Annotated in this window: 24 protein-coding genes and 1 pseudogene; 8 read left to right on the plus strand and 17 right to left on the minus strand. The window is 34.5% G+C overall.

Annotated features, from left to right (window positions below):
* The first annotated feature begins 25 nt into the window (after positions 1-25).
* On the plus strand, positions 26-154 hold the full coding sequence (locus MKY71_RS20000) for a class III lanthipeptide (protein ID WP_445683750.1): 129 nt from the start codon (positions 26-28) through the stop codon (positions 152-154).
* 186 nt (positions 155-340) lie between these two features.
* On the opposite strand, the gene MKY71_RS19720 is transcribed toward MKY71_RS20000, so the two are convergent.
* From MKY71_RS19720 to MKY71_RS19735, 4 genes are all read right to left on the minus strand, one after another.
* Positions 341-766 (minus strand): response regulator, encoded by a 426-nt coding sequence (locus MKY71_RS19720; protein ID WP_340733855.1) that lies wholly within the window; start codon positions 764-766, stop codon positions 341-343.
* Positions 767-868: 102 nt separating this feature from the next.
* The gene (locus MKY71_RS19725; protein ID WP_340733857.1) at positions 869-1,681 is read right to left on the minus strand and encodes a DUF4097 family beta strand repeat-containing protein; all 813 of its coding nucleotides are present in this window, start codon (positions 1,679-1,681) and stop codon (positions 869-871) included.
* Complete coding sequence (locus MKY71_RS19730) at positions 1,674-2,234, minus strand: HAAS signaling domain-containing protein (RefSeq protein ID WP_340733859.1); 561 nt, start codon at positions 2,232-2,234, stop codon at positions 1,674-1,676. Before MKY71_RS19730 ends, MKY71_RS19725 begins: the two co-directional genes overlap by 8 nt.
* Positions 2,227-2,550, minus strand: a complete 324-nt coding sequence (locus tag MKY71_RS19735) for a PadR family transcriptional regulator (protein WP_340733860.1) — start codon at positions 2,548-2,550, stop codon at positions 2,227-2,229. Before MKY71_RS19735 ends, MKY71_RS19730 begins: the two co-directional genes overlap by 8 nt.
* 391 nt (positions 2,551-2,941) lie before the next feature.
* Here MKY71_RS19735 and MKY71_RS19740 point away from each other — a divergent pair, with 391 nt between their 5' ends.
* On the plus strand, positions 2,942-3,835 hold the full coding sequence (locus tag MKY71_RS19740) for a tyrosine-type recombinase/integrase (RefSeq protein WP_340733861.1): 894 nt from the start codon (positions 2,942-2,944) through the stop codon (positions 3,833-3,835).
* A gap of 35 nt (positions 3,836-3,870) precedes the next feature.
* Here MKY71_RS19740 and MKY71_RS19745 read toward each other — a convergent pair whose 3' ends face one another.
* From MKY71_RS19745 to MKY71_RS19765, 5 genes are all read right to left on the minus strand, one after another.
* On the minus strand, positions 3,871-4,548 hold the full coding sequence (locus MKY71_RS19745) for a hypothetical protein (RefSeq protein WP_340733862.1): 678 nt from the start codon (positions 4,546-4,548) through the stop codon (positions 3,871-3,873).
* Positions 4,533-5,186 carry a hypothetical protein gene (locus tag MKY71_RS19750; protein ID WP_340733863.1) on the minus strand — a complete coding sequence of 218 codons (654 nt, stop codon included), beginning with the start codon at positions 5,184-5,186 and terminating at the stop codon, positions 4,533-4,535. The genes MKY71_RS19745 and MKY71_RS19750 overlap by 16 nt, the downstream gene beginning before the upstream one ends.
* 231 nt (positions 5,187-5,417) lie before the next feature.
* Complete coding sequence (locus MKY71_RS19755; protein WP_340733864.1) at positions 5,418-6,584, minus strand: restriction endonuclease subunit S; 1,167 nt, start codon at positions 6,582-6,584, stop codon at positions 5,418-5,420.
* 4 nt (positions 6,585-6,588) lie between these two features.
* Complete coding sequence (locus MKY71_RS19760; protein WP_340733865.1) at positions 6,589-8,142, minus strand: type I restriction-modification system subunit M; 1,554 nt, start codon at positions 8,140-8,142, stop codon at positions 6,589-6,591.
* A gap of 13 nt (positions 8,143-8,155) precedes the next feature.
* Positions 8,156-8,740, minus strand: a complete 585-nt coding sequence (locus tag MKY71_RS19765) for a restriction endonuclease subunit S (RefSeq protein ID WP_340733866.1) — start codon at positions 8,738-8,740, stop codon at positions 8,156-8,158.
* A 321-nt stretch (positions 8,741-9,061) separates the two neighbouring features.
* Between MKY71_RS19765 and MKY71_RS19770 the strand changes: the two genes are divergently transcribed.
* The gene (locus MKY71_RS19770; RefSeq protein WP_340733868.1) at positions 9,062-9,319 is read left to right on the plus strand and encodes a hypothetical protein; all 258 of its coding nucleotides are present in this window, start codon (positions 9,062-9,064) and stop codon (positions 9,317-9,319) included.
* Between the two features lie 267 nt (positions 9,320-9,586).
* On the opposite strand, the gene MKY71_RS19775 is transcribed toward MKY71_RS19770, so the two are convergent.
* The 4 genes from MKY71_RS19775 to MKY71_RS19790 form a co-directional block, all read right to left on the minus strand.
* Positions 9,587-12,340: a type I restriction endonuclease subunit R gene (locus MKY71_RS19775; protein WP_340733870.1), complete on the minus strand. Its 2,754-nt coding sequence runs from the start codon at positions 12,338-12,340 to the stop codon at positions 9,587-9,589.
* 172 nt (positions 12,341-12,512) lie between these two features.
* Positions 12,513-13,340 (minus strand): hypothetical protein, encoded by an 828-nt coding sequence (locus MKY71_RS19780; protein WP_340733872.1) that lies wholly within the window; start codon positions 13,338-13,340, stop codon positions 12,513-12,515.
* 219 nt (positions 13,341-13,559) lie between these two features.
* Positions 13,560-13,976 carry a hypothetical protein gene (locus MKY71_RS19785; protein WP_340733874.1) on the minus strand — a complete coding sequence of 139 codons (417 nt, stop codon included), beginning with the start codon at positions 13,974-13,976 and terminating at the stop codon, positions 13,560-13,562.
* Complete coding sequence (locus tag MKY71_RS19790; protein ID WP_340733875.1) at positions 13,969-14,775, minus strand: AAA family ATPase; 807 nt, start codon at positions 14,773-14,775, stop codon at positions 13,969-13,971. Before MKY71_RS19790 ends, MKY71_RS19785 begins: the two co-directional genes overlap by 8 nt.
* Positions 14,776-16,079: 1,304 nt before the next feature.
* On the opposite strand from MKY71_RS19790, the gene MKY71_RS19795 reads away from it, so the two are divergent.
* From MKY71_RS19795 to MKY71_RS19815, 5 genes and pseudogenes are all read left to right on the plus strand, one after another.
* Positions 16,080-17,630, plus strand: a complete 1,551-nt coding sequence (locus tag MKY71_RS19795; protein WP_340733877.1) for a primase C-terminal domain-containing protein — start codon at positions 16,080-16,082, stop codon at positions 17,628-17,630.
* Between the two features lie 228 nt (positions 17,631-17,858).
* Entirely contained in the window at positions 17,859-18,002 is a 144-nt protein-coding gene (locus MKY71_RS19800) for a hypothetical protein (RefSeq protein ID WP_340733879.1), read from the plus strand.
* Positions 18,003-18,234: 232 nt separating this feature from the next.
* Positions 18,235-18,831: a hypothetical protein gene (locus MKY71_RS19805; protein ID WP_340733881.1), complete on the plus strand. Its 597-nt coding sequence runs from the start codon at positions 18,235-18,237 to the stop codon at positions 18,829-18,831.
* Positions 18,832-18,946: 115 nt separating this feature from the next.
* On the plus strand, positions 18,947-19,261 hold the full coding sequence (locus MKY71_RS19810) for a hypothetical protein (RefSeq protein WP_340733882.1): 315 nt from the start codon (positions 18,947-18,949) through the stop codon (positions 19,259-19,261).
* A gap of 371 nt (positions 19,262-19,632) precedes the next feature.
* Positions 19,633-19,884: pseudogene (locus MKY71_RS19815) on the plus strand (class II fructose-bisphosphate aldolase); the annotation flags it as partial.
* A 547-nt stretch (positions 19,885-20,431) separates the two neighbouring features.
* On the opposite strand, the gene MKY71_RS19820 reads toward MKY71_RS19815, so the two are convergent.
* The 4 genes from MKY71_RS19820 to MKY71_RS19835 form a co-directional block, all read right to left on the minus strand.
* Entirely contained in the window at positions 20,432-20,584 is a 153-nt protein-coding gene (locus MKY71_RS19820) for a DUF3967 domain-containing protein (RefSeq protein WP_340733883.1), read from the minus strand.
* 81 nt (positions 20,585-20,665) lie between these two features.
* Positions 20,666-21,418 (minus strand): IS21-like element helper ATPase IstB, encoded by a 753-nt coding sequence (gene istB, locus MKY71_RS19825; RefSeq protein ID WP_340733885.1) that lies wholly within the window; start codon positions 21,416-21,418, stop codon positions 20,666-20,668.
* Position 21,419: 1 nt separating this feature from the next.
* Entirely contained in the window at positions 21,420-22,940 is a 1,521-nt protein-coding gene (gene istA, locus MKY71_RS19830) for an IS21 family transposase (RefSeq protein ID WP_340733909.1), read from the minus strand.
* A 267-nt stretch (positions 22,941-23,207) separates the two neighbouring features.
* Positions 23,208-23,345, minus strand: a complete 138-nt coding sequence (locus tag MKY71_RS19835) for a hypothetical protein (protein WP_340733887.1) — start codon at positions 23,343-23,345, stop codon at positions 23,208-23,210.
* Between the last annotated feature and the right edge of the window lie 472 nt (positions 23,346-23,817).

Consider the following 23,817-nt stretch of genomic DNA (forward strand, 5'->3'; position numbering starts at 1 on the left):
GAAATTGGACATGGAGGTGAAACAAATGAAAAAATTACTATCATTACAACATACTGCACTTGATAAGGAAGTAATTTTATTGAAAGGTAAATCATCAGTGAGCTTAGGCTGTGATAACATCAGTACAATTAGCTTATATTTCTGTGCCAACTAAAAAAACGTAAAAGGAAGAATAATTATTCTTCCTTTTTATTATTTAACGGTCTTTTCGTTATCAGCAAATAGTTCTATTAAAAAGTATATTCCCCATGAGGTAACCAACTTAAACAACAAAATTTCTATTTACCTAGATAATGAGAGAATTTCACACTTTTGATCATCTATTAAATTTTCCTTATTGTTAAGAATTATAATTATATTGCATTTTAGTTATGATGTAATTAATAAAATCGAACGATAAAATTAAATCTCCTTGCACAAGAGAACGAATTGTTTGGATAACCTTTTCACGAGAAGAAGTTTTAGATAGAATCCCGTCAACTTTTTTATCTACAATGAATGGATAATAAGATTGAATATCATCTCCTGTATATAATATGATGAGTGCTTGTTCTTGTACTGCCTTAATATCAGCTGCTAGTGAAAGTCCATTTTGAACAGCCATATTGACATCGAGTAGAAATACATCAAAATGAGTATTTATCATTTTTGAAAGTACATCTGTTGCATTCTGCTCAGTTTCAATTAATATATCATTATCTCCAAAAAATGTTTTAGACTCTTCTAAAACAATAGGATGGTCATCAACTATTAGTACTGAAATCAAAATACATCACTTCTTTCGATAATTTTAACTTAATGGGCATGGCAGTTTAATCATCTTTTTATCATTAACGCTTTAATGATTTTTAAATTTCCAATAAAACAATTAATAATTTTCTATTACAATATCTGAACTTATCGTATTAATTTCGACTAGTGTCAACCCTTTACCAATTACGGTGCTTTTATTGTATTCGTCTAATATAGTAATATCACCAGAAACAGAGTGCACTTTGAAATTTATGTCTTTAGGTTCTTTTGAGGTAACGATATCGACATCGCCACTTTTTGAGTTTATTTGAATCGGTTGTAATAGTTCGGATACCGTTAAATAGATGTCGCCGCTTTCAGTATTAATCACCAGTTCTCCTGTTGTCTCTTCTAATTCTATATCACCAGAAACTGTTTTAATGTTAGCATTTTTAAATTGCAGTTTTTCACCATCAATGTCTCCACTTGTGCTTGATAAAATCAATGAATTAGCGAGTACATTGTCTAAAAATAAATTAGCTGCAATACCATTGTATACAATTTTATCAATTAATTTTTCAGGTATATATAGTTTTAGTGTTAATGTAGGAGGGGCAAAGTTTGGACTGACATTAAACCATTTATTTTCAGTAACTTCCTGAATATCTATTAATAATTCTGGGCCATCAACTTCTACAGATAATTCTGGATTGTTATCTTCTTTTGTTTTTCCTGTTAGTTCAATTATTGCTTTGTTAGCTTCTTTACTAGCTATTACTTCGATGTTTGTTGAAACAGTACTAATTTGTATAGTGTCAATATTTTTGTAATCTATAGACTGGGTTTCATTTATTTCGATAGAATTATTTGAGGAGCTATAAAAAATTAAACTACCTCCAACTCCAATTATGATGAGAAGTAATGCAGCGATTATTAGTTTTTTAAGCATTTATAGATTCTCCTTTCACAATAGCAACATTAAATTTTAAATAGAGAACTGTCCATTTTTTTAATAGTGCAGTGATGTAGTATACTCCGGTTAATAACAAGATACTTGCACCGGAAATCGTAACGGCAACGAATAAATCAAACCATGAAAAGGAATCGACATTAACGGCTGCGTTAATAAGTACAACTATTGGTGTGAGAATAAAAATGATAGCAATAAACCATAATGATGCAACTGTAGTGATGATTGCTACAAAAGGCCCGAGTATAAAAATAAAATTTAAGAATCCTAAACCTATACCAGCCCAGATTGCGCGAAGAGTATTTTTAACTGTAGCAGATTTCTGCATTTCTTCTATATAATATGTGGCTAATAACTCCTTCGCTAAATGCTTAGGGGAGCCAAGAGATTGGATAACTTCGTGTTCTTGTTGTTCATTAGATTGGGCAATAAGAAAATATTCTTCATAATCACGAATGATTTCTTCTCGCTCTTGCTTTGGAAGCCGCTTTAACTCTTTATTCAATAATTCTAAAAAATGATTTTTAGTCATTTGAAGTTCCCTCCTGAATTAACTGATTGACCCCACTAGAAAAAACTTGCCATTCATTTAATAACTCGTATAAATAATTTTCCCCTTTTTTAGTAAGCTGGTAGTACTTTCTTGGTGGACCTTCTGAGGATTCTTGTAAATAGGTAATGAAATACTCCGCTTTCGCTAGTTTTCGCAATAAAGGGTAAACGGAGCCCTCTGAAATTTCAATCTGCTTTGAAATTATTTGAACTAATTCGTAGCCATATCGATCTTTTTGATTCAATAATACGAGAACACAGAGCTCTAACACTCCCTTTTTAAATTGTACATTCACGCAATCACCCCGGAGTATCTCTCAATACTATACAATAAACAGTACTGTTGTTTAATTATTACCTTATATTACAAATAATAACATTACGTACTATTTAATGCAAGGTACTGAAGACCTTCCCCAAAAAATAGTACCTTTATTCTAGAAATATCAACCTTAAAAAATAATGCTTGTTTAAGGTTGATTATGGTATACTGAAAGAAACGTATGTTCCCTTAAAAGTCTCTATGATTTCGATTCAATTTCGACCAAACTATACTTTTGGAAATCTACTTATTAAAAGTAGAAATTTGTTTTGATGAACTTCAAGTTGGATTAGGGTGAAAATGACAAAATTGATGAGAAAAGAAACGTAGTAAAAATAACGGAATAGAATAGGGAGGTATATATAATGGAAGAAACTCTGTTTTCTTTGCAGCAATATAAGATGCAACAGCAGAAAGATGAAACGATCCAGGCGATGAAAAAGAAGAAACTGGATATGTATAAGCCGGATTTCAATTTGTTTCAGGTATTCTGTGAAAAAAACTTTTTAGCGTTGAATTTCGATTCGCTTGAACTCTATTTACACGAACTCATTACGCAACAACATGTACGCCTTTCAACATTTAACCGCAGATTTGCCGGAGTGAAATACTGGCTGGTTAATCAAAACGGACTGCAGATGACGAATGAGCAAGAGTCAGGTGTGAAAATGCTGCGGTCACTTTACAATGAGGAAGATTATCTTCGCTTAAAATCGATGCATGGTATTCGTGCTGAGAAACAAACAGATGTGCTACGTTTAATCGATCGCTATGATACGGGGAAAAAAAGCGATATTCGGAAACGTGCGATTTGTCTCGTAAATTTAATTACTGCTAATCGACCTTCGGAAATGGTACGCCTTAAAGTGAGTGACTTTGATTTAGAAAATCGCACGGTCCAGGTGATGATGGTGAAACAAGGCGACATGAAAGAAAAACGCCTGACACTGGAGTGCGTGCAGGCGATTAGAAATTATATAGCTGCATGTGAACTGCTAGCCGATGATTATTTTGTCGGTGCAGCCGATAAATGGGGTAACCATACAAGCCGTCAAATTAGTGAAGTGAGCTATAACCAAGCTATTCAAAGCTGGCTTGGCTTCGCACCGTATACGTTCCGAAAAACACAGATCACGGCCATGTATCAAAAAGGTGCCGATATCCCAACCATCGCCAAGCAGTCTGGCCATAAATCGCATCAGACTATTATGGAGCATTATATTAATTTGCGGTCGGATGATGTTGATGAGTATTTGTAGTTTTATTTTTATAAAAATGAATAAAATAAGTAGAGTTATCTAATTTGTAACTCTCGTTTTAGTTCTCTATAGATATTGTATTCTTTTTGATTCATTCGTTTTAATGATTTGATCCAAGTATTGATTTGATTATTTGAATTATTTCCAAAGAAGTCTACTTTATGTGTATCCACAGTATTTTTGATAACAGCTAAATAATAATTTTTAGATTTTGAAAAAACAAATTCAGTTTCATTCTCAAATACAACTTTATATCCGAAAGAATCTAATTGTATTTTAATCCAATTCATAAGAGGTATTGTAGACGTGATAGTTGTTTTTTCTACAATATGATTAAAACTCAAATTAGGAGTTGGAAGGTTAAATAAGATTCCAGCAGTATCCTTCATTAAAACAAAATAGGGTAGGTGTCCTACCAGAGTTTTTTTATTTTTCTGGAACTCTAAGTCTACACGCTTAGTATCAGAAGAGACTTGCCGCAATTTAATGCCGTAATTTTTTAATTCATCAGAAACGTTTTGTGAAGAGTGTTGCATAAATTCTGGCTCATGAACTTTATGGATATTGTTTAAAGTAATAAAGCCATTGTTTTCCTGTAATTCGTTCATAAAGTCTTCAGATTGGTATCTTAAAAGCCAGTTTTGTAAGTCCCCTGTGACAGCAAATGGTTTATCTTTATTATCTTCAATAAATTTTATTATCCCCTTTTCCAATAGTTTCTTTCTTTCCATAAGGAATTAAGTAAAATTAAATTTTTTCCTTTTCCACTTACGTAATTAGAATATGACTTACGTAATTCTTCACGTAATTGTTTCCACTGTACAACGAACTTTTTAGGCACTACCATACCGTAGGAGTGGATTACATTTTTATTTTCAATATAGTTTCGGATACCTGGAAATTCCTTTTCTAAAAATAGCCTATTTGCTGCACGTTGAATATCTTTTATATTTGAACCGAAAGAATTCTCAAGGCCTTCACCAAATTCTTTAATACATTCAGACCCTATTACCATGTTCTTTTTTAAAATACGATTATATATTCTATATTGCAATTTAAGATATTTGTGGCCACATAAATCACATACGACTTTGGCTTTTCTATAATCGGGACCTAAATCAAAAACAGGAGTGGTTGGTGAAGGAAACCATTCGCTACTACTTGACTTGATTAATTCATCCAAATATGAAGTTAAATTCTCTAAATGAGGATACCTTTTTAAATCATAAAAAGTAATCGTGTCATTTTTTTTCAAGTGTGTTAATAAGTCCGAGAATTCTTTCTGTTTAATCGTAGCGCTTTGTAAGAGTAGTTCACGTTGTTTTTTACTTATTAAAATATTCTTTTTCAAAGTATAATGCTCCCTTCAATATCTCTTGTTAATGGTATTGGGCAGTAGGCAGGTTGTTCAAAAAACTGGATTAAAAAGATTTTAGTAATGTGCTTTCAACATTCGCACCGATGTAAACATTATAGCCATACTCGGGTTATGGATTTTAAGAATATGATTTTGTCTATGATATTCCTTCAATATCTTATAAGTAAGGATAAGCCTCCCGAACAATCGAGAAGCTTATTTAAGTTAGATAAACATTTTTTGTAGGAAGGCTTGTTTTTGAATCAACAAAGCGTGTTTCTTTGATTCTTCAAGTTGAATTTTTTTATCAATTTTCAAAAGAAATGAACCTATTTTATTTTGCTGTTCAATTGTAGGTAATTCAATGGCTAATCTCTTTATTTCTGAGCTGTATAAATGTACTACACTAGCTCCTTGGGCAAACTTTGCTAAGGTGTGTTTATATTTAGCATTAATTAAATAAGACAGATAAACACTATCAACAATTTGGGGGTCTACACGCAATATAGTTAAATCGCCACCTAATAATGCATTTTCTTGTAATGTAGCTGTTCTCGCAATATCAATTGCAGTTTCACCAGATGAAGGTATTAATAAGTCGCCTTTTACCCCGGGAAATCCATTTGTGTTTGCTGTTTTATATTTAACAGAACTAATTACTTCGTTATATTCAGTATACAAGTGTCCGTAAAGTACACATGGCAGTCCGCTGTCTGATAAATCTTGTTTAGCTAAAGTATGCCCTTTATAGAAATTCCCTAATTGACTTAAATAATAAATGTCTCTTAATGAGTTATTTGGAGTTTTAAAAATCTTCTGCATAAACCCTTTCTTCTGTTCTTTCAGCAAATTAATTTTTTCTTGTTGCAGTTTAATCCTGACGTCAACCTTCTTTAAGAAAGAGCTAATTTTATTTTGTTCTTCAATGACTGGGATCTCAAAATCTGTTTCAGATAAGATTGTCCAATCAGCTCTAGGCATTTTTGAGCCCGTTGATTGTGCAACAAGATTCGAATATTTTGATGTTTGAATTAAATAATATAAGTAAGGATTAATTAACTTGTTATTGTCCAGGGATGATAAAACCCAAATTTCTGAAGAACATACACCTGAAAAATCTGTATAGTAAAACTTATTTAAATACGGACGTAATTTTCCATATAATACTGAATTCGGATTGAAAACATTCTTAATACTTGCCTGTAATTTTGAATCAGTAAACCCATTTAAACTACCAGTATTCGATTCCATATGCTCTAATTCAATACATTTAAATGACTGTTTATTTAGGAGGGGATTATACTTATCGCTTTTATTAGTTACTAAGTCTCCAAATAGGATAGTTCTATAAGGGGCATTAAATCCCTTGAATCTTAACTTCGGTACGTTCATACTCCTACACCCCCAACTCTTTAAAGAACTTCGCCAACTCCTGATCGACTTCTGCAATCTCCGCATCAATCTCTTCTAAGCGCTTCGCTACAGCTTGCAGATCAATCGCTTCTTCTTCCTCAAACGTATCCACGTAGCGAGGAATATTTAAGTTATAGTCGTTCACTTTGATTTCATTTAAAGTTGCAGTGTACGAATACTTCTCAATCGTCTCACGGCTCGCATAAGTAGCTATAATCTTATCTACATGCTCATCAGATAAAATGTTTTGGTTTTTGCCTTTTTCAAAATCATTCGATGCATCAATGAATAACACATTATCATCATGCTTACGGCATTTTTTGAATACTAAAATGCATGTTGGGATCGAAGTGCCGTAGAAAATGTTCGCTGGTAGACCAATTACTGCATCTAAATAGTTTTTTTCTTCAATTAAATATTTACGAATCGCCAGTTCAGCTGCACCACGGAATAGGACACCGTGTGGTAACACAACCGCAAACGTACCGTTATCATCTAAATGATGAATAAAGTGTTGGATAAACGCAAAGTCGGCTTTTGATTTTGGTGCTAATTTGGCATACGCACTGAAACGTTCATCTTCCTTGAATTTATCATCTGCACTCCATTTTGCTGAGTACGGAGGATTCGCTACGATTGCCTCAAAACGTTCATTTAGATGAGCCGGTGCTTCTAATGTATCATCGTTTTTAATATCAAAACGTTGGTAAGGAATGTCGTGTAGCAGCATGTTCATGCGTGCTAAGTTGTACGTTGTTGATACTTTTTCCTGGCCGTAATATTTAAATACTTTTGCTTCGCGACCAACGCGTAATAGGAGTGATCCTGACCCACATGTCCCATCATAGACGCTACGTAATTCTGACTTTCCTTGCGTAACGATTTTCGCTAAGATTTTTGATACTTGCTGTGGTGTGTAAAACTCACCCGCTTTTTTTCCAGCATTTGCTGCAAACTGTGAAATCATGTATTCATAGGCATCCCCTAAGACATCAATCTCTACATCGTCTTGTAAAAACGGAATTTCTGCAATTTTCACGATAACTTTACTAATTAAAGTTGTACGGTCTTTTACAGCACGTCCTAAACGTGATGAATTTAAATCCATATCGTCGAATAAATTTTCAAAGTCTTCTTGGCTGTCGTTTCCTAAAGTAGAAGATTCAATGGCTTTAATACCGTTTGCCAACATTTCAATGTCAAAGCTGCCGTTCTCGCCTTTTTCGATTTCTTGTAGAAAGTGGGAGAACAGGTATTCAGGTTCTACAACATAGCCTAATTCATCGATTAAGTAGTCCGCTAAATCTTCACGGTACTCTTCGTTTGCCCAAGCATCTGCATACGATATGTTATCTTCTTTCAACAAGACATCAGCACGTGCCTCTACCTTTTCTGATAAGTAGCGATAGAAAATTAAACCTAATATGTAATCTTTAAATTCACTTGCGTCCATCTGACCACGTAAGTCGTTTGCCATTGCCCATAATTTTTTATGTAACTCAGCTTGCTGCTGGCGTTGAATTTCACTTGTTGTCATCTATATTCCTCCGTTATTTCATACTATCGATTAATTGTTGCTGTATAAGCTGGTGTTGCAACTCGATGCGTTCTAGTTGTAACGCTTCTTTTCTTCTTTTTAATTGAGCAATGCGCCCAATTATTTTCTGCTTATCCAAGGTCGGTAGTTCAACCCGAAGATCTTTTAAATGAGAGAGCTTCAATAAAGAAACCGCACTTCCTTCGCTCATCACAGCGAGCTGCTTTTGGATATAAGGGTGTTCATTAAAATACCACTCGAAAAATGCCCTATCAACAGACTCATGCAAGTGGATTTTCAAGAAGTTATTGGTTAATAGTAGACCACGGTACTTTTCAGGAAGTAAAACGACTTTTTGAGCTTGTGTATGTAATATCAGACTTGTGGTATCAGTGAAAAGTTCAGGATCTAACTTTTCAATCGGAATATAAATCATTAAACTTTTGTTAGTTGATATACGATATTTAACACCTAATGTGTCGTTAAACTCTCTTAAAGAAAGAGGTTTTACTTTTACTGCAGACGGATGATGTGCTGTTGTTTCAAGTCGGCTAGCAAATGCACCCAATGTAAATTCTGCTATCTCCTCTAGTTTCAATTTATCACCTCGAAAATAAAAAGTTATTTTATAAAATATCACTCAAGCAATTTAACTATAATTGATATTTTATAATATATCAATATTAAGTTTAGTGAATTAACCTGTTCCGTTGGCTCTATTAAAATAATAAACTACTGATTAGAATATTTTGGAGATTTGACTTGTTTGAATATCGGATAAAATGGAGTAATAAATCAAAAAAATGTATACTTATAATAATAAGAAATTACTTAAGTATGTAATATATTAGTAGAATATTGTGAAGTATCAATACTGATTAACCAACAAATAAACTGGAATTTAAGGAGGATAATAACAATGAGATTAACGAAAGATATGATACAAAAACTCCTAGAATTAAATGAGGGGTTTACGAAAACGACAAATTTCGTCGGTAGAAATTTTAAAGAAACCAATCAATACTTAATTAAGGGTGGAAAATTACTTATACGCTCTACTGGCAAGACATCATGGGCGGATAGCCATTTTGATAACAATACAATTGCGGATATAGGCCAAACTAGGAGATTTTTGAGAAAAGTCCTTGAGGAGCTAAAAACTGAAGGAAACAAGTAGGCAAATATCAATTTGTTATTAGCTAATTTGTAGTTTCATACTTTAGGATATAATGTCTCATTTAACTTCAAAAATAATACAAACGGCACTATTAATTGAATATCCAAATACCGGAATAATGATAAAAGGACTTAGCTTCTGCAAACTAAGTCCTTTTAATTCGTGAAAATGATTGCTAAAAATAAAGACTATGAAGGATATTCACATGTCAAATTTATGCCTAATTAACATGGTATTCTGAACGGGATACTAGTAATCAGGTGTACTTTACGCGCCATATTTCTCCGTAAAATCACGAATGAATGAAGTAATGGCTTTAATTGTTCGTGATTTCTTTAAAAAGCTTCCTGGTAACGCATCCATAATCCTTTGCTTTTCAATGTAATTGGAATACTCATACGTGGCCAGTTGTTCACGTAACACGACATCCTTAATACCATTGACTTCAGCAAATTCTGTCAGTTCTTGCTCACTTACTTCTTCCTCATATCGATGGAAAGCATCAATGACAGAAACATCTTTAGATAATGTTGGCGCGACTTTGTGCAGAAAGTCTTTAATTAGCTCCATTTTCAAACGTAGCTTCGGATCGGTTGCGTGATCAAGTTCTTGCTCAATAAAACGAATTTCTTTATCGCGTTCTTTTTCATCCTCCGTATTTAAATTAGCGATTAAATTTAAGATATATCCAACATTAATCGTATCTGTGTGCATCAGCTCTAATTCAAAATCCACATCATGAAGGATGGATTCTTTTGGCAACTCACTGCGTTTGTATTCATCGTACACTTTGAAATACTTACTCTTGAAATCTTCATATGTTTGCTGCGAAATGGAAAGCACATCTTCGTTAAATTCAAAATCAGAGAATGACTGCAATTTTTGCAGGAACTTCGTGACATTTTTAAATGCCATGATGAACTCATGCTTGTTTTCTTCACTTTCCAACAGGTCCACGTCTGCAGGAGTAGCTGCGAGTGATCTCAAATTAGAAATAGCGGTTAGAAAAGCTCCTAAATATTCAGTTTTACTTTTCATCAGTACCGTATCGACATTGTCTGTTCGTGAGAATAAACGAATTGCTGCATCCGTGTTTTCTTTTAGGTTCCGGTAACACACGATATTCCCGTATGGTTTTGTTGCCTTTTCTACACGGTTTGTACGGCTATAAGCTTGCAGCAAATCATGATACACCATGTTTTTATCGACATACAGCGTATTTAAAGGCTTACTGTCAAATCCGGTTAAGAACATTTTCACCACAATTAAAATATCGATCTGCGCATTTTTAACACGCTTGGAAACATCGGAGAAATAACGGTCCCACGTATCTGTCGAGTAATCCGTTTCAAAATAGCCGTTATAATCTTTAATCATACGATCTAATGCTTCACGTGAATGCTCTTCCGTCCCATCACTGTCCTCGTTTTGCCCGTACGTATAAATACCGGCGATCTTCAGGTTGTGGTCTTTGGATTTGAAAATATCATAATACTTAATGAGCGTTGGAATCGAATCGACCGTAAACATGGCACAGTAACCTTTGCTTTTTGAACGGCGTAAATGGTTGTCCAGTATATGATCGGCCACGTTATTTAAACGTTCTTCATTATGCCAAACCTCTTCCGTATCAATCGCATATACTTTATTTTTATTATTTTCGTCAATTTTCGATTTCACCGTACTTATATATTCCACCGAGAAACCAAGTACGTTTTCGTCACGAATAGCATCTTTAATTAAATAATGATGTAAGCACTTTTCAAACAGGTCGGCAGTTGTGCGCCCGTCCTGGCTTTTGTTTTCTTCAAAACGAGGTGTACCCGTAAAACCGAAATACTGTGCATTTTGGAAATGCTGATTGATTTCTTTGCGCATATCCCCGAACTGGCTGCGGTGGCATTCGTCGATAATAAAGACAACATGCTCTTGTTTATATGGCTCCATAATCGAAGCATATTTTTCACTTTTCACCGCATTATTCATTTTTTGAATCGTGGTAACGATGAATCTTTTTATTGGGTCTTTAATTTGATCAATTAAAATAGACGTATCATCTGTTCGGTCTACAGCCCCTTTTTGGAATTTATTAAATTCCTGAATTGTCTGGCTGTCTAGGTCCTGTCGGTCAACTAAGAAAAATACTTTCTTAATACCGTCCTCATTAGAAAGGATCTGCCCGGCTTTAAAGGAAGTCAATGTTTTCCCTGAACCTGTTGTGTGCCAGATATAACCGTTATTATTCGTTTCAGTTGCCCGCTTTACTAACGCCTCTACCGCATACACCTGATAAGGGCGCATAACCATCAATGCTTTATCTGTATCATTAATAACCATATAACGGCTAATCATCTTCGCTAAATGGCAGGGCTGTAAGAACGTACTTGTGAACTCCTGCAGTGTAGTGATCAATTCATTTGCTTCAGTTGTCCAAAAGAACGTAAAGCCAAACTGAATATCATAATCAGAGTTGGAGAAGTATTTTGTATCTACGCCATTACTAACCACAAAGATTTGCAGGAAACGGTAAAGACCTGTAAATGTATGCCGGCGATAACGCTGAATTTGATTAAACGCTTCTTTAAAATCTAAACCACGTCGCTTCAACTCAATTTGGACAAGAGGTAAGCCATTAATCAAGATGGTGATATCATAACGATTTTTATACTTTCCCTCCATTGTTGTTTGGGTCGTTACCTGGAAGAGATTTTTACACCATTCTTTGGTATTGAATAGTTCCACGTATAAAATCGTGCCATCTTCACGTTCAATCGGCAGCTTATCCCGTAAGATCTTCGCTGATTCATAAATGCTTTTATCCTCGATTTCCGTTAAAATGCGGCGGAATTCGGAATCAGTTAGTGGTTGGCCATTTAATTTATGTTCATTGAATGTATTCAATTGTTTACGAAAATTATTTTTTACAGCCGTATAATCCGGTAGGGATACGGGCTGGTAGCTTTGATTTGTTAATTGTTTATGTAAATTTGCTTCTAATTGAGCTTCGGACTGGTAGCCCATCATTAATTCCCCCTAAAAATTACTCACTTTTATTATACTGAAGTTTTATCAAAATAGTTTCAATTACCTAAATTAATATTAATTATTGAAATACTATTATAAATAATAAAAGAATACCTATCAAAAGTGGAAATTTCTACTTTTGATAGGTATTCTTTCTGGAGATTCATATTTAAAGTGAAATGAATTCCTCGTAGTTCTTAGCAATAAACAATTTAATACTTGCTTCTATGTTCGCTTCTTTCAGCTGATTAGATTGCTGCAGTTCGAATAGACGAAGGTTTTTCAGGAAAGGCTGTAGTTTATCTTCCTTTAAGAGTTTCAAAACTAAAAGGACTTTTGCTTTTTTCTTTCTGGATGTAGCTGAAGGATTGTCTAGAATTGTACTGACGATGCCGAGTATAATATCGATAAATTCCACACCGATTTCTTCTCCCTTCGCACGATAATCGCATTCTCGAATTACAAAGGCTTCACCACGATATAGAGAATGGATATTTAAAGAGTCTTTAATTGTTTTGTGCAGCTTTTTCGCACGATACTCGGTTGCGTCTTCTATTAAAATGGTCGCTTGTACATTATTATGCTCCCCGTATCCACGGAGCAGACCATAGCAAATACGTTCTGGAAGTTTTGCATATATTGTGTTGCTTACTATAACTTGTTTGGATTCATAAATATCCATGTATACTTGTGCATGCTTTGCCAAGCTCGCCTTTGAATAGCGAATAAAGTTAAAATTCATGAAATCAGCAAGTGGAACTGCATAGTCAAACAGTTTTTCAATACCATTCCTTGTCTTAGAATCACCACTGTAATCTGTCCAATGAAGACGGTATTCCATATTTAATGAATGTAAAGCTTCATACTGTGGGTGCGTATAGATCGCTTTAGGAATAGAAAAGGCACCCATTAATTGAATAGGATCGCTATTGTGCTTACCACTTTCATCAAAGCAGATTAATAAATCGGGGGATTCGTTTAAGAGTGATTGGTCCAAAAGAAAGGCACCTCCATGCTTGTCTAGACAAAACGTCTAATTTTTTGTTATAATGGGCATATAATATAGTACGGAAACGTTTAACTCATGTCGCTTGGTACATGCGTTAGCGTATCAGATAAAGAGAACCCATGCCGCTTGGTGCATGCGTTCTCTTTTTTATTTATTTTTATACCTAACAAAAGTAGAAATTTCTACTTTTGTTAGGTATTCTTTTGTTTACTTATCTTCGTGGAAAGCTTCTACCATAAATTTAAATTGCCGCTGCTGACGATTGGTTAATTCGTTTTTTACATAACTATCAATGATTTTCTGTAAAATCATATATGTTTTATTTTCATCCATGAATGAACCAAGCAAATTAAGTTCACTATGAATGATAGTCGGTACTTTTAAACTTTTGGTGCTGTTGGTTTTTCCGACACCGAGCTTATTGCGTGGTGTTGCCGGCTCAATTTTGGTAACTTCCTTTTGGACAATTGATGGAGTAGCCTTTTTCACAGGATCCGCAGGTTGATCCTGTTTTTCAGAAGCACTATATCCAAAGTCCATATCACTTTTCTTTACAGGAACAGCTGGCTGCATGATTACCGGCTTTTTCTTCTTTTTAATTAAACCGCCTTTTTCGTTAGTCATATTTACCAGCCTCCTCAAACTGAGCTAATTTATTTTCTAATTCATCGATTACATCCAAGAATACCTGATGTGCTTTACGGTCATGCATATCATTTTCCGTGATACCTGTCACATCCCAAGCCTTCAAGCGTTCCAAATGCTTAATAACACTTTCCATTACGTTATCTTCACCGAACATTTCTTTTGCACGCTCGATTGTCGACATATCTACACGCCCACCTGGACGAAGCAGTACTGGAAGGACACCGGCAACCTGAATATCCGCGTCATAATTGTCGGCCATGAACTGAAGGTATTTAACATATGTTTCGGCACCTTCTAGCGATAGCTCCTGAGCCTGCAAAATAATCAACACATAATCAGCTGCCATCATCGCGTTATCCGAGAAGTCACTGATTGTTGGAGGTACATCTATGAAAATATAGTCGTAGTCATCACGGATTGGATCTAGCAGTTTCTTTAAATAGGAAACTTGTTCGATTTCTTCTTTTACATTGGTATATAGAAACTTAGGGAAATTTTTGAACGATACTTGTGCAGGGATCATATGTAAATTATCTGTGACTTTAACAATACACTCTTTTAGTGATCCGTTTTGAAAACCTTCGAAAATACTTGTGTTTATTTCCGTTACACCTGTGGAACGGGCAATTAGCGTACTTGCATTACCCTGAGGATCCATATCAACCAGAAGCACTTTCTTGTTGCGGGCAAACGCTAACTCCCAGCTTGCCATCACCGAAACCTTTGTCTTCCCTACACCACCTTTAAAGTTCCCTACCACGATTGTAATTGCCATATTGTCATCTCCTCATGTCTAATTAACTATTAATACACAAAGTATATCTTATAAAAATACACTTTGCAAAAATATTCCTTGCAAATTTCTACTTTTTTAGAATCATTATGATTATGAAAATAGTGGGGATTGAAAACACTTCTTTAATTATCAATTATTCAGCGGAACCTCGATAAGCTAATTGTGATTGTAAGGCAGCGCCCGACTTTGTGAAGGAAATGTTCCATTTCATTTACAATTTTAAGTCGGTCAACATATTGATAAAGATCATCATTTTTATTTATCACTGCCTATGAATATATTTTAGGTATATCTAAAAGTTTGTCATATAAAAGATGTTATTTTACGTAATAAATTAAAATAAACATTACCTTGGGGTAAAATCATTACTTTTATACTTTGTAACAAAACTGTAATATATGCCGACTTTCTCACAAAAGTAGAAAAGTAGAAATTTCTACTTTTGCGAAAATCATGTATACTTAGCAAAAGTAGAAATTTCTACTTTCGAAATAATGATTCTACACATCTCCCTTTTAAAAACCCTTATACAGTGGGGTCTAAAGGGAGATTTTTTTATATTTTATATGGGAAGAAAAAAATTCTACTTAGCAAAAGTAGAAAAGTAGAAATTTGAAATTTCTACCTAAAATGAACTTTCTCGCAAAAGTAGAAAAGTAGAAATTTGCGAAGAAATTCTCTACAAACCTTGATTTTTGCTGGTTTACAACCTACTTACTTTATGGTTTAGTAAATAGTAATAAATGGTTTAGACAAAACAAAAAAGCCATCCCCTAATGTCTTTCGCCGGACAAGGGATGACTTTTACACAATTAACAACTAAATAAGTAAGTGTTCGCAAATAACTAACTTATCGTCATTAATCTACAACAAAATAAAGTAGCGCCATTAATAGATCGCTTATCTTGTTGTTATAAATATAATGATGTGCTGGTAACACGCCATTATGTAATTCAATATTACGTTGATTATAGCAAGTGTAAGATTCATTTTCAATATTAATGTATTGAAAATTGTTTTAATGCACTCTTTTTAGTGTATTTTGACAGCTAGGTATGCCCCCTCAAAGGACAGCAATGTCCAGGTATTTCTATTTTATTAAAACAAGAGATACAACTAGTGTTGAATATACTGCTTTTATTAGTTCTCAAATAAAATGAATTAGTATTTATCTTTTGTATACCTGTAATGTCAGGGTTATCCTTTTTGACGGATTTCTGACGAATTATTTAGCTTAGCTATTTGCGCTCACTCACTTATATCTAAGGGAGAGGTCTGCGCAAATGGCTATTTTTTCGTATGCAACTAAACAAGATACACTAGCAAAAATCATTGAAACAATCATGCACGAAGGTCTGCTAACTTACCATCCAAAATCTTCTGATGCACCCCTAGATTTGCAGTACAGGGCAAAACAGCTGGACAAGCTCCACAAAAAGGGGGCTGTTTTTGCTGTGCGCGATAAAAGCCATTTTGAGAATGGTGTAAAAGGTTATATCATCACATCAAAAGAAACACTCATTAAACAGGCAAATCAAATTTCACATTTCACCCCAAACGTATATCGCCGCTATTACTATGCCGATGACAAACGCCAAACAATTAAGGGTTTTGAAGAAGAAAACCTGCAACAAATCAATGTATTTGTAGTCGATATTGATACAAAGGAATACAGCGTAAACGATATACAATTGGCTTGCATTGATGAAAGTATTGGCGCACCTACCCTCATATTAGAAACAGAGAGGGGTTACCAGGTGTATTTTGTTCTGATAAAGCCGATTTTTATATCAAATAAAAACCAGTTTCGTAGCCTGAGAGTAGCCAAACGCATTGCAGAAAATTTAAAACGCAGTTTAGCGAGTGTCGAAGCAGATATGTACTGTAATGACTTCGGTTTTTTCCGTATACCAAATAACAGTAATGTGAAATGGTTTAACGAATATGCAATTTATGATCCGGCTGCGTTAATCGCATGGTCCCAGCGTAAAGATGCAGACAGAGGACGCCAGCTTTATGTAGTACCGCAAAAAACAGCTAGTCCTTCATTATTGAACACAGATTGGTTTCACCAGCTGCTCCAAACAACAGATGTAAAGGGGGAAAAAGGCCAAATCGGGCGTAACAACTATTTGTTTACGCTTGCTTTAGTGTGCTATCAAGATGCGCGTGACCAAAGCTATGCATTTGATTTACTGGATCAGTTTAACTCACGCCTACGCACACCACTGCCAGTAAAAGACCTAAATACAATCGTTGAATCAGCATATTCCGGGCGGTACCACGGACCAAAAAAGGAATATGTTGAACAACTTATAGAACTATACGCGCCGCAACACAAAGATATTAAAGTATCTTTTGGCCAAACCGCTTGGTACAAGCATAAAAAAGCGCGTAAAGACCGTGTACGCAGCCATTTAAAAGAATGGGAAACAGACATCACGGAGTGGATTACGGCAAAAAAACAAGTTTCTGAGCCGTTTATTTGGCGTACCCAAAAAGAGCTGTGCAATGAAATCGGCATTTCAAACAGTTCTTTAAACAAGCTGCTGAAGCAATCTAAAAAGCTATTGAAAACAACTATAGGAAAAGGCCGTAATGCAAAAACAGGCTGGACAACCGTTGATTTATACATGGCGTACATCATTTGGCTAAAAAAAGATCTTGGCTCACGTTTTATCTTTAGAATACGGGCGATGATCGAAGAACAAATAGATATGATGGAACATGTCGCAGGATATGAAGTACTTATAAATAAAGTTAGAAAGCTTCATTTTGAACAGATCATTAATGAACAACTGACCATGAGAGAAACATTAACGGATACTGGTTAATTAAATACTCCACTCCGCCTTTACATATTTCTTATTTCCTGTTTTTTAATTTACCCTATAGAAATATATATCTATCTCATTTAATTGGTATTTGGGAGTTTATAGTACCGTTGTTTTTTTGGGGAATAGCTCATAGTGGGAGGGTTTCACAGACTAGCTTGCTGGACGAGGAGTTTAAAATAAGGCTACTGGGTTTTCTAAAGCTTTTAGTTATAAGAGGTTACAGGATTGAATCAATTTGTAATGGATAGAGATATAAAAACAGCTCGTAAAGTTCATTCAATGGTATTTATAGAACGGGAACCAGTAGTTATTTATGCCCCAGGAGGCATAGCTTTAATTTCAATTAGAACTGGTATTGAGGTTATTTGAGTGAATGGTTATTATGTTGATTTATATGATGGATATGAAGATTTTATTAGAGAAAATATTGGAATGTATTGAAATGGTGAAAGCTGTAGATGGAAATTCAGGATAAAGGAGATGCCTGATGGTTTGCCCTAGCTTAATATTGTTGTTACTGGAAGGGAAGTTCGCAACGTTTCTAGAATTTAACAAGTATTAGTTAAATGTTAACAGTACAGTAAAGGTGGTAGGCTTCTTTATGAAAATGAATGATTTTAAGGCTTTACCGTTAGAAGAGCAATTAATAAAACTTAACAATCATCTGTTAAATTTAAAAAATATGGGTGGACGATTAGAAGATAACTTTAAATCTGGAAAATTTGATTTTAGTTATTCGTTGTTAAAGAAAAATGCAAATGAACTAGGTATCACGGTAGATGGTAAAAACTATGTAGCCTTTAAAATGGGAGACAAATGGAAACAAGATCTTGTTATAGATAAACAAAATAAAAAAAAGCAGAGTGTTAAACAAAAACAAAGTGTTGTTAAAAGGAATGATGCTGTTAATCAACAACAAGTACTTGTTGAGAAGGAAAGTATTGAATTAACAAACGATGAATTATTCTTTGTTAAAGAACTTTTTAAGAATAAACAAGATGTTGTTATGGCTAAACAACATTTACTTTTAAAGCAGTTTGTAGGAGCGAAGAAAACTACCGGTATTAGCGTGTATGTGGAATTATGGGAACGTTGGGGCGAGTTTAAAAAGAAGTATCCGATGTATTCAGGAACCGATTTAATGGCACAAGCAATAGAAGAATTTATGGGGAAGTATGAGGGAAGCGCCGACTCTTAGAAGGGATATTATAAAATTGTTATTAAATGACGCTTCTTTAAAAAGAGATGCAGAATCACTACGAAGAAAGTATAAAAAGTAATATCAACTAAATATTATAAAGTGAGGTCTTATTTTGGAAAATAGTGAATCATTTTTTACAAAAATAAGTGCTTTTGATGTAAACAAAATAAAAGCAGGAAAAAGCTTTGAATTATATATTCCAGCAGATGATTTTGATACATCAAAAATCTGTAATTGCATTGTGAAACAAGTATCAGCATTTGAAATCACGTTATTAGTTGCGGAATTAGAAATGAAACCTGATGGATATGAATATGAATTTAGATTTAGAACTTATCATATAGATGATTTTAGTGAACATAGGGGTTATAAATTATCTGCACTATATAATGAAGATGAGTGGAATAAACGTATTAAAAAGCTATAAGGATAGAGAGGTAGACATATAATAATTAAATTGACTGCCAATTATCGCGAAACATTCTATTCGCTTTATAGACAAGGTCTTGTTGAGAAGAAAAGTATTCAAATGATGAATTACTCTTTATTAAAAAGTTTGCGGGATCGAAGAAAACTACCGGTATTAGCGTTTATGTAGAATTATGAGAACGTTGGGGTGATTTCAAAAGGAAGAATCCAATGTTCTCAGGAACCGATTTGATGGCACTAGCATTAGAAGAATTTATGGGGGAGTGTGAGGAAAGATCAGAATCTTAGTAGAAGTATTATTGTTAAACCGGTACTAGTTAATTTTTGAGTTCATTTTAGCCATAGGAAAGCTGCACCTCTTCAGGTCTTTACCCAGAACAAATTAAAAAGGCAATTTCATTGGGAACTGCAAAAATCAATGTAAATGCAGATAATCACCTTGCCTTTACTAAAGAGATAAGACAAATTTTAGATAATGATCAAACAGTATACAATGCTATAAATTATATTGGAGAAGGCCGAAATGCTGTAAAAGCAATGATTATTGAAAAAATAAACTTATTTGGATCGGCTGGAAAAGCAACTGAATGCGACCAAATAGAAAAAGTTAATAATTCTTAAATAATTTAGAATTATAATGTGACATACAAAGAGTGTACTAAATAAATGAAACCTCGAAAACCCCGCAAAGTATTAATTTTGCGGGGTTTTCTATGAGCGATATTATGCCTGTGCTTTTCATCTTTAGTAAAATAAACGTTTGTTCAAATAGTATCTGCCCATTCTGAGAGGTTTTTTGCTTAGCCTAACAGTATTATTGTTGAAGGAAAGTTTAAGACACTACTAGAATCAAAGCGGGAGGCGTTCCATAGGCCAACTTGCTGGGCGAGGACCTTAATACAAGGCTAATGGGTTTTATAAGGGTATGATTGATTATTTAAGATATTGTTTGAAGGAAGTTGGTTATACAGTAGTTGAAGATTAGGAAAATGTAAGTTCTATATTTTAATTTACTTGGGAATATGAATGGGTTTGGTTTGTTTCATTTTTTATATGTAGATGGGTCTGATCTTTACCATTTTTTTAGTATTGATGATATAACATCATATTAGTGAGCCAAGATGCTAATACGATTTCGGTCTAAAAGACTTCTTGCCCCAAATCGCAATCAGGTCTTCCTCCAAAATTTCCACCAGGATTTTTTCTTCTCTTCCTCTGCAGCTAATTGTCTTCTTGTTTCCATGGATTCTTTTATGGCCAACATTAACTTTTTATCTCTTTCGTTAATACTATTTTCAATATAGTTTTGCTGCTTTTCCAATTGCTCCAACAGTTTCTGGTTGAACTGCTGTAACCGTCAACCCAAATTGAACATTTTTTGCTCATTAAGGATGAACACTTTTTATTCGTTAAAGATTCTTTGTTGATGTTTTAAACGATGACTTTCATTGTTCATATGAATGACCTCGACTCTGTGTAACAGGCGGTCTAAAATAGCAGTCATCATCCCTTGGTTATCCACTAACTCTGTCCATTCTTCTGGACTTCGATTTGATGTCAATATTAGCGAACTTTGTTCGTATAGCTGATGTACGAGTTGAAAGAATAAAGTGGCTTCTCGTTGATCTAAAGCCATATACATCACATCATCGATAATAATTAAATCTGACGCTCTCAAACGTTTTAATTGGATTTGTGAGCGATGTGTAAATTCCTCTGTTTTCAATAACTGAATTAATTCTCCCATTGTTATGAAATAGACTTGAAAGCCTTTTTGAATGGCTTCAATGCCTAAGCCTACGGCCAATAACGTTTTCCCTGCACCAGGTGGTCCTAAAAGAATTAAATTGTAACTTTGCTCTATCCATTGGAACTCTTGCAGCTGTTTCATTTGGCGCTCTGTAATCGCTGTTTGCTCCTCTAACTGAAACATATGCAACGGCTTATGGTATGGGAAACGTGCCCACGATAAACGCTTTTCGATACTCTTTTCTTCTCGTCTTCTAAGCTCTAATGTTGTTAGCTCATCAATGAATTCTAAATACGTCCACGATACTTGTTCCGCTTGGCGGAGAAGCTCTGGGAGCCCCTCAGCCGTTTCTGCTAAACGTAATTGCTTAAATGCCAGTTGGATATCTGCCACACTTTTACTCATATTATTTGCCTCCCATACGTTGAATGTATTCTTTTAAATCTCTCGTTTGAACTGCTATTGCTAGCGATTCTTTTGATTCTTTTACAGTTGTTATTGGCTGCTCTGGTTCAATTTTTGTTCGCTTAAAATAGGCGACCACATCCCGAAACTCATTTGCGCTATATAACTTTTCTTGAATACATTTATCAATTGCTGCAGAAATCCATTCTGGGTTCTCTTTCGCAATTTTTTGGAATAACAATAATTGATCTCTACGATATCGACCGTATGTATGACAAATATCTTGAATATATTGCTCGGCTCCTTTATATGGAAATAAAGTGAGCACATTACGTTGTAACTCATCGAGCGACTTAGAGCGATCACGTCCATGATTTAGATTTTTTATCAGTTTGCCTTTTTCTAAACTAATGGTATGTTCCGCAAGAATTTCGCCAGTATGCGGTACTAATATTTTTAATTTCTGCCCTAGGGGCACGATTTGTATGACTGGATATTTCGTATATGTTCCTAATGGAACAGAATATCGATTAGATGTGTACCGAACGGTGTTGTCCTTGTTGACATTCCTTGTTATAATTTCTGTATGGTTGCTTTCTAATTTAGGAAGCGGTGTAGAGACTTTTCTTAAGTGTTGCTTTTCCAGGAGAAACACTTCAAAAGGTCTCTTTTTTGTTGTATTGTGCACTTTATAATTTCCTGTCCGTTCTAACCATTTTAAAGACCTCTCGTTCCAGTCCTCAAGTGTTGTATAAATTCGATTTTTAGCGAAATTATATTTCACGTATTTTACAACACTCTCTATTTTGCCTTTCGATTCGGGATCTGCTTTGCGGCACAGATAGATTTTAAATTTCCGGTCTTTTACATATTGTTGAAACTCCTGAGTTAAAATAAGATCCCCAGCGTTTTCACTTACCGCAATTAAATTGTCTTGATCGTAAACAATTTCATCCGTTATACCGCCATAAAACTGAAAAGCTTTTTCATGACAGTCTATTGTATCTCTTGTTGTAAAAGGCCGATCTAACCACACAGTGAATTTATGCCGGGAGTGCGCTAACACAAAGGCAACGAAATACAATTTCACTTCTTTACCAACCGTTGTTTTTTGAATGGTTTGTCCCCAATCTACTTGTAATTGCTTCCCTGGAGGCAGTTCAATAACGGCTTCGTATTCTCGAGGTTCATCTACTTTTTCAATTTGATAAATTTCACGAATTTCATTTACATAACGCCTAACCGTACTTTCTCCTACATCAATCGTTGGGAATTTTTCTTGTAGCCAATCTAAAACTTGCGCTCCCGTTAAGCTAGGGAACTCAAGTAACCAACCTACAATCCAATCTTGGTATTCATCCAGCTTCTTTTTGCGTCCGGTCTGACTAAATTCATTTATTGCATCTTCAAATGACATACCTAAATATTTATACACGGTGTTACGTGATATTTTTAGTCGTTTTGCGATTTGTGCAACCTTTAATCGACGATTGCGTAATTGATGAATTTCGATATGTAACACAAGCTTCTCCTCCATTGGTACAGCCTCCTAATAAACTGATATTTTCAGTTTACAGGAAACTATTAAATTGGTGAAAAAGTGTTCAATTGAAATGAGCAAAAACTGTTAAGTTTATTTTAGCGGTTACAACTGCATTTAATTATTTTTAAATGTCTCAAACACGTCTAATAACTTACTGTAATCAGGGTTTGCTTTAGGTACTGTATCTGTTATATCGTCTATGTCAGATTCTAATATGGCTTTCACTGCTTGACTCAATGTTAACAATCACGCACAATATTTTCTTAGCGTACTTTCCTGAACCCCCAGCATTTTACTTACTGTAACCGTGTCATAAATAAGCTCCCCGCTAATTGTTGTATCAGATATATTCAATATAAGATTTATATCCGATGTATCAGACATAACAAATCACCCGCCTATAATACATACAATTCGTAAAAACTCACTACATTCCTTTATAAATCGTTATACAAAATAAGACATATTAGATATATCAGGTATAACTGACATATCTAATGTGACTGATATACTCAGTATATAAGCTCAGCGAGTAAGTGTGTTTCGTTGAATTAAAAGGCATGAGCCTAATACAATATCGAACCCATGTCTAACAGGCTGCCTGAAATAACATCACCTAACTTTAGGAAATCACTACCGAACTGCTACCGATTGATTGGAAAGGCTAAATACGAAAACTTCGGCGTGTATTTCGCAAGCTAAATGTGAGTGACCTTAAAAAAGATTTCTTTTTAGAGTATAAAATTCTTTTTTGAAATCAAATTATAACTATGTTGCCCTAGACAGCGTGAAATCGAGAAAGTATTTTTTACACTCGGTAACTTCTCTTTTTAGTAAGAGGGACTAGGTAAAGGCT

The sequence above is a fragment of the Solibacillus sp. FSL W7-1324 genome (assembly GCF_038008025.1).
In the GTDB taxonomy this organism is placed as follows: domain Bacteria; phylum Bacillota; class Bacilli; order Bacillales_A; family Planococcaceae; genus Solibacillus.